Origin of the sequence: Larkinella sp. VNQ87 (assembly GCF_049445795.1) — a bacterium.
GTDB lineage: Bacteria > Bacteroidota > Bacteroidia > Cytophagales > Spirosomataceae > Larkinella.
Genome location: NZ_JBMSDT010000011.1, coordinates 16,322 through 28,176 on the forward strand (window position 1 = coordinate 16,322; position 11,855 = coordinate 28,176).

General features: G+C 48.9%; 10 protein-coding genes. 7 read left to right on the plus strand and 3 right to left on the minus strand.

What is annotated here, in order from left to right:
* The first annotated feature begins 78 nt into the window (after nucleotides 1-78).
* Nucleotides 79-2,436: a transcriptional regulator gene (locus tag ACO2Q8_RS19315; protein ID WP_423346492.1), complete on the plus strand. Its 2,358-nt coding sequence runs from the start codon at nucleotides 79-81 to the stop codon at nucleotides 2,434-2,436.
* 333 nt (nucleotides 2,437-2,769) lie between these two features.
* On the opposite strand, the gene ACO2Q8_RS19320 is transcribed toward ACO2Q8_RS19315, so the two are convergent.
* Nucleotides 2,770-4,212: a family 43 glycosylhydrolase gene (locus ACO2Q8_RS19320; RefSeq protein WP_423346493.1), complete on the minus strand. Its 1,443-nt coding sequence runs from the start codon at nucleotides 4,210-4,212 to the stop codon at nucleotides 2,770-2,772.
* Nucleotides 4,213-4,252: 40 nt separating this feature from the next.
* The gene (locus tag ACO2Q8_RS19325; RefSeq protein ID WP_423346700.1) at nucleotides 4,253-5,005 is read right to left on the minus strand and encodes an acetylxylan esterase; all 753 of its coding nucleotides are present in this window, start codon (nucleotides 5,003-5,005) and stop codon (nucleotides 4,253-4,255) included.
* A 416-nt stretch (nucleotides 5,006-5,421) separates the two neighbouring features.
* Between ACO2Q8_RS19325 and ACO2Q8_RS19330 the strand changes: the two genes are divergently transcribed.
* The 5 genes from ACO2Q8_RS19330 (at nucleotide 5,422) to ACO2Q8_RS19350 (ending at nucleotide 9,707) form a co-directional block, all read left to right on the plus strand.
* Complete coding sequence (locus ACO2Q8_RS19330; RefSeq protein ID WP_423346494.1) at nucleotides 5,422-5,613, plus strand: hypothetical protein; 192 nt, start codon at nucleotides 5,422-5,424, stop codon at nucleotides 5,611-5,613.
* A 630-nt stretch (nucleotides 5,614-6,243) separates the two neighbouring features.
* Nucleotides 6,244-6,567 carry a cupin domain-containing protein gene (locus ACO2Q8_RS19335; protein ID WP_423346495.1) on the plus strand — a complete coding sequence of 108 codons (324 nt, stop codon included), beginning with the start codon at nucleotides 6,244-6,246 and terminating at the stop codon, nucleotides 6,565-6,567.
* A 120-nt stretch (nucleotides 6,568-6,687) separates the two neighbouring features.
* Entirely contained in the window at nucleotides 6,688-7,830 is a 1,143-nt protein-coding gene (locus ACO2Q8_RS19340; RefSeq protein ID WP_423346496.1) for an acyltransferase family protein, read from the plus strand.
* Between the two features lie 138 nt (nucleotides 7,831-7,968).
* On the plus strand, nucleotides 7,969-8,370 hold the full coding sequence (locus ACO2Q8_RS19345; RefSeq protein ID WP_423346497.1) for a hypothetical protein: 402 nt from the start codon (nucleotides 7,969-7,971) through the stop codon (nucleotides 8,368-8,370).
* Between the two features lie 245 nt (nucleotides 8,371-8,615).
* Nucleotides 8,616-9,707 (plus strand): fatty acid desaturase family protein, encoded by a 1,092-nt coding sequence (locus ACO2Q8_RS19350; RefSeq protein ID WP_423346498.1) that lies wholly within the window; start codon nucleotides 8,616-8,618, stop codon nucleotides 9,705-9,707.
* A gap of 55 nt (nucleotides 9,708-9,762) precedes the next feature.
* Here ACO2Q8_RS19350 and ACO2Q8_RS19355 read toward each other — a convergent pair whose 3' ends face one another.
* Nucleotides 9,763-10,218 (minus strand): cold-shock protein, encoded by a 456-nt coding sequence (locus ACO2Q8_RS19355; protein ID WP_423346499.1) that lies wholly within the window; start codon nucleotides 10,216-10,218, stop codon nucleotides 9,763-9,765.
* Nucleotides 10,219-11,123: 905 nt separating this feature from the next.
* Between ACO2Q8_RS19355 and ACO2Q8_RS19360 the strand changes: the two genes are divergently transcribed.
* On the plus strand, nucleotides 11,124-11,807 hold the full coding sequence (locus tag ACO2Q8_RS19360; RefSeq protein WP_423346500.1) for an MCP four helix bundle domain-containing protein: 684 nt from the start codon (nucleotides 11,124-11,126) through the stop codon (nucleotides 11,805-11,807).
* Nucleotides 11,808-11,855: the final 48 nt, after the last annotated feature.

The window sequence follows — 11,855 nt, forward strand, 5'->3', positions numbered from 1 at the left end:
CAAAGAGACGAAAATAGGATCTTTTTTACCGTATAAAGACCTACCCCAGCTTTTTCTATTGACCTTCCTCGTACCGGATTGTCTTTGCTGACTTTGTCAGGGTATGAAACAGCAAACAAAAAACCGTTAATAGACCCTTGCAAATACGTTGATGTTAACGGCTCCTCAGAACAGGAAAGCCTGATAAACGGGCTCAGACCCCCGCCCGGTATAGCCTTAATCCCGAAAAAGAACGTATTGCAACTGACACGATTTATTCCGTCTGCTACGATGACTTGTTTAATGGCTGTAAAAATGGTCTTTTACCGGTTTCTCCTGCTATCCATAATGGCGCTGTTACCCCTCCTGTCGGCTTTGGCGCAGTCGGATGGTTTTTACAAACAGGATATCAAAACGGAAATAGCACTTCCCGCAGAAGCTGATAAGCATGTACGCAACCTCTTTCTGTCTGACAGAAGTATCGCTGCGGTTACATCCAACGGGATCTTTCGCTATCGGGATGGCACATGGAAGGGGAAAAAACAGGGGACGGACTGGATTACCGCAGTACAGGATACAAAGGGCACGATCTGGCTGGCCGGTCAACGGTCGGTATGGGCAGAAAGAGAAACAAAAGGGTTCGTACAACCGCCCGTTTCGGAAAAAGACTCCATTTCCTGTCTCTACTGGGATGAAAAGAAACTCTTTGTCGGTACCCATACCGGACTGCTGATCTGGGATGGAAACTGGAACGTTTTTCCGGGGATGAAGGGAGCCTGGGTTACCGCCATTACCAAAGATCGTCGCGGCTGTCTGTATGTAGCAACGAATAAAGGACTGTGGCGTCGGGACGGAGGGCAATGGATCAACCTGGATAACACCCTGATGGCGGTGGGGAATCAGGAAAATTATTATGCGCTGGCGACCACAAATGAAGGGCGGGATCTCCTTTACAGTAGCCCGCGGTCAGTCGGCTGTATCGCAGCCGATGGCGACCATTGGGTAGTAACCGGTGCGGATGGATTACCCTTTGGCCCGGTAACGGCCATACTTCCCGGTAACGGGTACACCTGGCTGGGGACGAAGAGAGGAGCGATCAAAAAAGACAAGGGCTGGCATTATTACCAGGGAAAGCGCTGGCTGCCTGACGACCAGGTAAATGACCTGCTGATCGTCGATTCATTGACCGTATGGATTGCCACACCAAAAGGAATCGTTCAGATTAAGCAGCAGGTGATGACACTGGCACAGAAGGCCGACTCGATCGAAAAGGTCATCGCATTACGCCACAACCGGCGCGGGCTGATCAACCAATCCGTGTTAAAGCAGCCGGGGGATTTAGCGAGCAGCTTTCTGCAAAACGAAGACAACGACGGATTATGGACTGCCTGCTATCTGGCGGCCGAATGCTTCCGTTACGGTGTTACCCAAGATTCAGCGGCAAAGGCCAATGCCATCCGCACCTTCGAAGCCCTTGAACGACTGGAAACCGTGAGCGGAATTCCAGGTTATCCGGCACGCTCGTATGCGGCCGCCACCGACCCGATCACCCCGTCCCGATCACCGCATCCCAAGGCATGGCATCTGTCGGCAGACGGGAAATGGTACTGGCTGGACGATACCAGCTCGGACGAAATTACGGGGCACCTGTTTGCCCTGCCGCTCTTTTTCGACCTGGTGGCCGATGCTGCTCAACAGGAAAGGGTGCGACAACTGATCAGACGGATTGCCACCCATATTACCAATAACCAGTATCATCTGATCGACTTTGACGGGAAGCCCACCCGCTGGGGCATCTGGCATCCCGATTCACTAAACCACTCCCCAAACTGGATGTACGAGCGGGGCTTGAATTCCTTACAAATTCTCTCTTTTCTGAAAACAGCCGCCCATTTCACCGGCGATCCGAAGTTTGAAGAACATTACCAGTATCTGGTCAATCAGCACGGATATGCCCAAAACACCGTGGAAGCTAAAAAATACGGGCCTTTTGAAACGAGCCACTCCGATGATATCCTTAATTTCTTCCCGTATTACCCTCTTCTTCGGTATACTCAACATGATCCGAACCGGGATCTTTATCTTAAAAGCCTTGTTCGAACCTGGAACGCTGTACGGAATGACCGAATGCCGGTCTGGAATGTTTTTGCCAGCACCTTGCTAAAGCGGGATTGCGACTTAAACGTGGCATTGGAGGAAATTCAGCAATATCCGGTTGATCTGATCAACTGGACAATGGAAAACAGCCAACGGTGGGATCTTCCCAAAGACCCACTCCTGAGCCGGTCGGGAAAGCTCCAGTCGACCCGACCCATTCCTGCTCCGGAAAACAACATTTCCCGATGGAACACCAATCCGAAACACTTCCACGCAGGAAACGGTGGTAAAACGGAGGACAGCGGCACCTATTTCCTTTTCGCCTATTGGATGGGCCGGTTTAATGGATTCTGGAAATAAGGATATAATGGTGCCAGTAGCATGCGCAAAAAACAGGTAGGTGTCTGAAAACGAACGGCGTACCTGGACGGCTGAAAAACCGGTTTTTGTGTTTCAACGAAATGCCCATCCCCGGCCCGGATCTAAACGCCGACAGCCTCGACGCTGGAGACGAAGGGCTAGGTCAGGCAGATTATCGGGTGAGTCAACAAACCACAGAAAAGGAACTTGGTCGCTCTGAAAGCGATCATATTATTCGCTCCTTATTCGCATGATCAACTACTTACAACGAACAGAATGTGAAATGGAGAAAAACAATGAATGATTCGCGCACCAACGGTGTAACGAGTCGCCTTAGTGGGCCCTAAAATTCCATTTAGCGTTATCGCTGTTAAAATCGAATTCTGCCAGGGTCGGTGTGCTATCTCCGGAAGATACCAGCGCTAGCTTCTTTCCTGAATTGGGTACAACCTTAGGCATGATCCGGTAGGTGCCGTCCGTCAATTGATCGATTCGCCATAACTGTTCAGGAGCACCGGTAAAGGCTGGAACGGTTATCACTTCGGCATCGGTCGTGGCCGCCAAGGCCCGATCGGTTCCGGCCAGGACAATTTTATAATAGGGGCCTCCTAAATAGCCCGTCGAATCAGGCGCATCGGTAATCGTCCATTTCTGATGGGGGCGGGACATGTAATCGCCTACTCGCACGTTGATAGGACCTGTTGGCCAGCTTTTGATGACATCGGCTAATTGCTGAGCTGCTACGGGTTTGATGGGGTCATTGTTGGACTGGCCAAAGCCGCGAGGTCCAACGGCCATTCTGGTAAAATCAACGGCCAACTCTAATCCATACCCTCTTCGTACCGATTCAATTTCATACGTACCTTCTTTGAACTTTTCGCCGGCAACCGGCCATCCCTCTTTCCAAACGACCGGCAGGATGCCTAAAACGCTTCGACCACCCTGCTCTAAATCGGCTTCATAGTGAATGGACATTTTTTCAACGCCGTTCTCCAGGATGATGTGTCCAAAATGCCCGGGGCCAATTAATCCACCGCGGGTAGCCACGACTAGTTTACCACCACCTTCCAGCATGCTTCGACCTACATTATCGAGGTAAGGGCCGGTTATTTTTTTTGAACGACCCACCACCACATTGTAGGTCGAGTTGGCCCCATCGCAGCAACTGCCATGCGTGGCCAGCAGGTAGTACCAACCGTCGCGATAGACTAACGTACTGGCTTCACAGACAATGGCGACATCCACGGGTTTATTGCCAGCCTTGAGTTTTCCGGTTTTGGGGTCTAATTCGATCAGGCGAGTAAATCCAAAATAGGTGCCGTAGGTTAGCCAAAGGCGTCCGGTGGTGGGATCCAACATCACACCCGGGTCAATGGCATCGTTTTCTTCATAGCCATCCGAAGTCGCCACAACAACCGGTTCAGAATACTTAAAATCGGGGGACTTTGGGTCTAATGTTTTGTTCCACATGGTAAGAATAGCCCCTTTGTGGCTGGGCGAACCACCGGTTGCGCCGTAGATGACCAGGTAACGATCTCCGATTTTGATAACATCCGGAGCTGCTCCACCACCCGGACGCACCCCGCCACCGTGCCACGTCCAGCCATCATTGGAAATTAATCCGCCACTGCCTGTGCCAAAGGTATAATACTTACCATCACATTCAGCAACAGTTGAGGGATCATGGATAAAGGGTCTTCCAATCTGGGCTAGTACGGTTTGGGTTATGAATAAAACGAATAAAATGGGTAGGTCGGATACTTTTATTCTTTTCATATAAAATCATTGATAAGTAGCGTAAACAGACGGTTGCCTATTATTCGTAACTGATGCTAAGGTTTTTTACGGGCGCTCCTTTTTCATCTAAAAAACGAACGCAAAAATTAGCCATACCCGGTCCGTTTATGACTGCCCCGCGGATGATATTTTTCCCCTTTTTAAGCGTTAAACGAGCCGATGTGCCATTATCGGCAATCATATCCCGGTCACCCGAAAGCAACAGGGCTTCCTGACCATTCAACCACCACAGGCTACCGGAATTACATCCGGCAGCCAGCCTGACATTCCTGATTTCTTCCGGGCAATTGATGACGGTGACAAGCCAGACAAGTATACCATATTTTGGCTTGTTGAGGGCGTAGGTAAAATGGTATAAATTAAAATTGAAAGCCTTGCTGTCTAAAGCATACCACTTCAATTCCTGGGTTCCTATTTTCTCCGTTTCGCCATTTTTGGGAATGGTGGTGTAATCCACGGAAAAATTATCGGCCGAAAAAGTGGTTCTGAGATAGTTGTCCGTAAAAATATTATTCCTGACAATCTCTTTCTTTACCGGTTCCAGGACAAGCCAGCGTTGAATGAATCCCTTGGCATCCGGTGCTATTTTGGCAGCAGTTGCCATGCTAAAGTGTTTGGATAGGGTATGGGTCGTGTCGCCTTTGATCGGTATGGGAGGGAGGGGTAGTCGTTGTGGCGGGCCCTGTGCAAATGCGGCAAGGCCAATGAACTGGAACCCCGAGAGAACGATGAATACTATGAACGGCAATACCTTGTTGTATTTTCTCTCCATCGCTAATTTCATCTTTAAGTAGTTGTCTTTCAAAATCATCCGTAATATATGAAAACTCGTTAAATGAAGGAGTAGTGGCTGATAAAGTTGACGAGTAAAAAATAGGATTGACAAATAGACTGATAGAGACAAATTCATCTGAGCAAATGCTGCCGAAGCGTTAGCGTACTTATAGCCCGGCTTGTGAAACCTCTTCCCACAATTCCGGGCCGCGATTAGCGCTGTGATCTTTATGGAGGTGATCGAATTTCCATAGGCAAATGGATAAAAATGGTGACAACGTACACCAAGAAGGGGGTGTTAACCTTTCCCGGTTTCATTGCGGGGCAAATCAATCGTGCTGAAACGACCAGACTGCTCTGGCACTTTTGTAAAAGTGAACCAATAAACTTACTTTAGTGTAAAAGTTCACTAGTATGGCGCTTGTCCATTCTGCCCCTGGTCCGGCTTTCAACGCCCGCCCGCTCCTTAGCGAGGAGGAAATCATCACCCGCAGCCGGAAAGGCGTTCTCCGCAGCGAAGCCGACCGCGTGGCCGCCCTGGTCGGGCTGACGATAAAGAACTGGCCTTCGCTTCAGGCTTGTCAGCATCCTACCTGCACCGATTGAAAGCCGATCAACTCATCAATCAGGGTGCTTCGGAGCGGCTGCTGCTACTGGAAAATCTGCTGCCGCACGCGCTAGTCAGGTGGTGGAGGAAAAACCGCTGCTGATCGAGAGACGGTTATGGCTGCGGCCCTAAGATTCCGGGCATTTTTAATCAGATCTTGGCCTGCAAAAACCTACTGTTGTGGCCTGAATCGCGGAAGGCCATTTGAACTTACTGAACCAGTTGAGGGCAATGTGTTGGTGCGCTTCCTCCACCTGATATAAGCGGTTTGCCGGCCGTGCTGCCGATCGGTCTGCATCTTCCCGTCGGTGAAAACCAGTCATACCGTGTACAACTAGCACCTTAAACCTGAAAGTTTACCACTTGGTATTTTTACAGTCAGGACAAACTTGTCAGATAGCTTTTACAGGTAACTTCGTCCGAGAATTTCTCATTATAAGTCTACCAGTATACAAGCGGAGATTGTCGATTCCTTTGCCATTTTTGTGGCTGATACGGCTTAGAGATAATGGTTAATTTTTTGATTGTCAATTATTTAAACTAGAATTTTCAATTGTCTCTAAGTTGGTCAAGTATATCATTACCAAAAGTATAGTGGAAACGAACAAAAATGCGAACGAACGTAAACGATGAGTCCTGGAAATCTTTTTGCGGCAATCCCCCAGGCCTTGCCGGAGGAACTGGTGGAGGAGTTAATCACGGCGACCGCTCTGCGCGTGGAACGCATTGTATCCTGGGGTCATGCTTCCCCGGATGGATTCTGGTATGATCAGTCCGAGCAGGAGTGGGTAGTCGTTTTGAAAGGGGCTGCCCGCTTGCGGGTGGAAGGGCATGAGCCAATCTGGCTTGAACCCGGAAGCTACCTGCACCTGCCAGCGCATCAGAAACACCGGGTGGAGTGGACGGCTCCGGAGGAGGAGACGATTTGGCTGGCGATTTTTTACCCACCGTAAACGGCAGATTCATAAGAGGATTCGCTGCACAACAGCCTTGTTGTAACTGGCTTATGCCTTCTTGGCAAGCTTTCAAAAGTTTCTGATTATTATTTACCGACTCAAAAAGCAGGAAAATTAATGGCAAATAGCCAAACCTCGGCTGCCTTTGCGGATTCAAAACCGCATTACATCTTACTCGACGGATTACGGGGCGTAGCGGCATTAACCGTGGTTTTTTTTCACATTTTTGAAGCCTTTGCGACCAGTCATATTGACCAAAAAATCAATCACGGTTATCTGGCGGTTGATTTCTTCTTCATCCTGTCCGGCTTTGTGATGGGCTATGCGTACGATGACCGGTGGAACACAATGACCGTAAACGACTTTATGAAACGTCGATTGATTCGCCTGCATCCGATGGTGGTGTTGGGGGCGTTCATCGGCGCGGGGCTGTTCTACCTTCAGGGCTGTTCTGCCTGGGATGTTTCAGCGATCTCGATACCCCGGCTGCTTGTCGCTACCTTGTTAAATGCCTGTCTGATTCCGGCCACCCCCGGTTTTGAAATTCGGGGTGTAGGTGAAATGTTCCCACTGAATGGTCCGAGCTGGTCTTTGCTTTTTGAATATATCGGTAATATCCTCTATGCTTTCCTTCTTAGTAAGCTTTCGACCAAAGTGCTTTCTGTCCTGGTCTTTCTAGCCGGTTGCGGACTGGCCGCCTTTGCGATCTGGGGGCCTTACGGCGACGTATGCGTCGGATTTTCGCTAACCAAAGATAATATACTGGGGGGCTCGTTGCGGCTGCTGTTTTCATTTCCGGCCGGATTGCTGCTCGCCCGCGTATTCCGACCTGTACAGGTAAAAGGAGTTTTCTGGATGGGTAGCCTGACGATTGTGATGATATCCGCCCTGCCACGGATTGGGGGTAGTGAACACCTGTGGATGAACGGTTTATACGACACGGTTTGTGTTACTATCATCTTTCCGGTACTGGTTTATCTGGGTGCTGCAGGAACGATAAGGCGTAAACAAACGGCCCGGCTATGTAAATCCCTGGGCGATCTTTCGTACCCGCTGTATATGGTCCATTACCCGTTTATTTATTGGTATTATGCCTGGGTCAAAAATGAAAAACTCAGCTTCGTAGAATCGTGGCCTGGTGCTCTCGCGCTGGTGGTGGGTTCGGTTCTTTTGGCTCATGGATGCTTAAAATACTATGATGAACCCATACGCCGGTGGTTGACAAAGCGTTTTTTGCTGACAGCCAGGGAGTCGAGCTAGAGGTTTACCGATCCATTTAACCGCAGCATGATCGGTATACAGGCGCGCTTTGGCAGGCCCTTTTCTCAATTTTTTGCCTTGAATTGGTGAACATTCCCGGAGCATCCAGTTAGGAGCAGACTGGTAACGATTCCGCTCATGCATTCCTTTTACCTGCTGCTGGCCGATGATGATGTGGATATCGGTATTCTTCTGACATATTACATTCGACTCGTCTATAAAGATCGGGTATCGATAAAATCCGTGCGTACTGTGCCGGAGTTGCTGGACGTGCTGTCACCAACAGCACCCGTGCCTGACTTATTGCTGCTGGATTATCATTTAAAACCGGAGCCTTTGAAGGCTACCGATGTGCTAATCTGGATGCATCAGCAAAACCATCTTGCTGACTTGCCGGTGAACGTTTGGTCTTCGCTGCCGGATGGCCCCGAAGCGGATCGATGCCGACAGTTGGGTGCCCTAAGTTTTACGACCAAAGCAGATGCCTTCGATAACATGAGCCAGTTTGTGAAAAACCTGGTAGAAAATTCCTCCCTGTAACCAGAGATGCAGCCAGTAGAGCAGACCGGGCCGCATCTTGACGGCCTTCAAGTATACTGAGTTGGCCCCGGTTAAAGAGGTCATTCAACAGAAAGGGTATCCTTGGGGCAAAACAAATTGGTTCTGAAATAGACTATCCGATTTGTATCAGCGTTATTTGAATACAGCATACGCAACGCATTAGCCCTTCACAGCATTTAGCCGTCAAGTTTTAATAGGTTGACAAACCCTGCTCCAAACTGACAATGACGGCTACTCACCTGAAGTTTCTTAATAAAGACAAATCGCTATTCTTTTCTGTATTGCGGACGCGTATCGAGGACCATTTTGCTGAAAATGGCTTCTCTAAAGCCGGAGGGTCGCCGATTCTTTACAAGAGCCTTTTTATGCTGGGCCTGTACCTGATCCCATACGCCTTGCTATTGACCAATTGGTTCTCGGCCACCGGTATGATGGCTCTATTTGCCATTATGGGTCTGGGCATTGCCGGTGTAGGAATGTCTGTGATGCACGATGCCAATCACGGCAGTTTTTCGGCCCATTCCTGGGTGAATGGGTGCTTTAGCAGCAGCCTGTACCTGCTGGGTGGCAATGTCTATAACTGGAAGATCCAGCACAACACGCTACACCATACGTATACGAACATCGATCAATTGGATAGTGATATTACCGGGAAACCGTTTCTGCGGCTTTCCGTGGAGCAACCACTTCAAAAAATGCATCGCTATCAACACCTGTACGCCTTTTTGCTTTACGGATTGATGACGTTTTCCTTTCTGCTGAAAGACATCAAACAGGTCCGCGATTTCAATCAAAAAGCCCGGCAACGACTGACCAGGCCCTTTCCGTTACCCGAGGTACTGATTCTGACGTTCAGTAAGCTTTTGTACCTGGTTTTCATTTGTCTGCTTCCGTTGCTGGTGACGGATTTGAGCGTATGGCAGTGGGCGCTGGGATTTTTGGCGATGAACTTTGTGGCGGGGTTGGTACTCAGCACCATTTTTCAGTTGGCGCACGTTGTAGAAGACATTATGCCGCCCGTTCTAAATGTAGATGGCAACATTGAAAATGCCTGGGCAATCCACCAACTCGAATCGACGGCCAATTTTTCGGGTTCCAGGCTGGTGTCGTGGTTCATCGGCGGTCTGAATTACCAGATTGAACACCACCTTTTTCCTTCCATTAGCCATATTCATTACCCGGCTATTGCACCGATAGTCCGCGCAACGGCCCTTGAATACGGGCTTCCCTACCATCAGAAGGCGTCTCTCGGGCAGGCCGTACGATCGCATATCGAGCAACTGAAAAAGCTGGGAAGGCCCATCGCATCGCGTTAACCGAAGCATGCGGGCCATTCCACAGGAATACGCGTTTTCGGAGAGGAAACACTGGTTACAACATTTTCCTGACCTTGATCGCATTTTCTCCCTTTAAGCCCATTTCGACTTCAAAGGTAACCCGGTCATTTTCTTTAATGGGATCGGTCAGACCACGAACGTGGACGAAAACACTTCGCTGGGTCTTCAGATCCTTGATAAAACCGTATCCCTTGGATTCATTAAAGAAGGTCACTACGCCTTGTCGGACGTCTGGCTCAGCTTCACCGGCTTCCTGTCTGGGAATACCGATCCGGATTTCGTCCTGGCGAATATCCCGTTTCCGGGACATATCGGGAGGAGTTGTCGATAAATTGCCGTTTTCATCCACATAAGCCAACATATCATCAAGTTGCTGTCCTTTCTGGGCACTGGCTTTCCGCTCTTCTTTTCGGTCCTCCTTTTCCTTTTTCTTTTTTAACCGGGCCTTCTCTTTTTCTTTTTTATTAAATGTTTCCTGCGATTTAGCCATCTTGCTTGACGGGATTAGGTCTGTTTGGAAATAATTTTTGTTGGATAAATTTTACTGGGCTTCCGTCTGATAAATATTTTTACAGATTAAAATACCCCTCAATCCCGGGCGGCCGGTGCCGGACTTTTGAATCCGGATAAGCCTGTGTCCAAGTCCCCTTTAGGCCGGGCCGACGTTTCGGGATTGAGGGGCAATAAGCGAAAGTCCTGATTTTATTTTGCAGTCAGGTACTCCATGACCGCTTCACATTTGTCAAATTCAATTCGGTTGAAAGCCTGGTTGGGCACGAAAAAGCGAATTGCCTTTCTACAGTCATTCTTTAACAATTTCATTCGAGAGCCGATTCGGTTTCATCACTCGGCCGGGGCCGCAGTAAAGGACAAAAAAATTAGGTATCGCCAGGCGATCTTCGCTGACAATTCTACCGAATCGGTATAACGAAGCGGGGAGTTAAATGGTGAAAGAGATTCTTTACAAAGTACGTGGTAAGTTACCAACAAGTTCCCAATATGTCATAAATATGAAAACCGCGTCAGTGGCAAGCCAGCCGTTCTGGCGAACCTTTCGAGAACCGGCTTATCCCTAGTAGCTTTATAAGCTGCAAGACTACCCGAATTCGGTTCCGGACTCACTTTTCGTTTTTCAAATACCAGGGAAGTTACGCTGGCTGGAGGCAAGGATGCTGCTACCAAGGGAATTGTCAAGTTGTTTAGTGGAATTATAAAACTAGTTTGGCTATCAGAAGACCCCAAAAGTCCTTAATTTGGATAAAATAGTAGAATTGGAAAACGAACTTGTCAGACCCTATGAAAAACGGCTATGATTGATCGGAAACGTTTCCTATATTCGTTTCTTCGGAGAAGTGAAACGCCGGTTATCCTTCAGCCAGTTAGCGAGCAGTAAGCATGAAGTGGTCATTTGTGATTCAGCAAAAAATAAAGGCAGCCGTACTGTTGACGGGCGTCATGCTGCTGGTGGTTCTTTGTACCGTTCTGTCCCGGCGTAACATGAAAGGCATGGATCGATCGTGTTCGTCAATGTACCAGGACCGATTGATTCCGGCCGTTGACATGGTGTATCTGAGCGAAAACCTGTATACCAAACGGCTTTTGCTGGAAAACTTTCTGTTTTCGAATGCGGATTTGGCGCCCGCCGAGGTCAGTGGCCAATTGATTGAACGGAATCAGTCCATCGACTCCCTGATCCGCAATGTCGAGCAGACGTTTTTGATCGCCGAAGAAGCCAAAAGCCTGCAATTGTTCAAGAACCGGGTGAATGCCTATGCGTTGCTCGAAAAAGACATTCTGCACCTAAGCCGCGAAGGCCGTCTACAGGAGAGCCGCGAGTTATTTAAAAGCCAGGGTGCGGCCACGTTTCAGCATTCGATCAAGACCCTGAATCAGCTAACCGACATCCAGTCGGCCGTCGGTCGGAAGCTTGTGAAAGCTTCCCACGGCGAATCCTCCGAATTCAATCTCCTTTCTTCCTTGCAGATCTCCATTGCCATTGTGATTGGTCTGCTGATTTTGGGACTGATCTATAATTCCAAGATCATCAACAAGGAAAAACAACCCTTCCATCTAAACTGACCTTTAAAACCGCCTAAGAGATTGGCAACGCTCCGGCGTAGGCTCTGC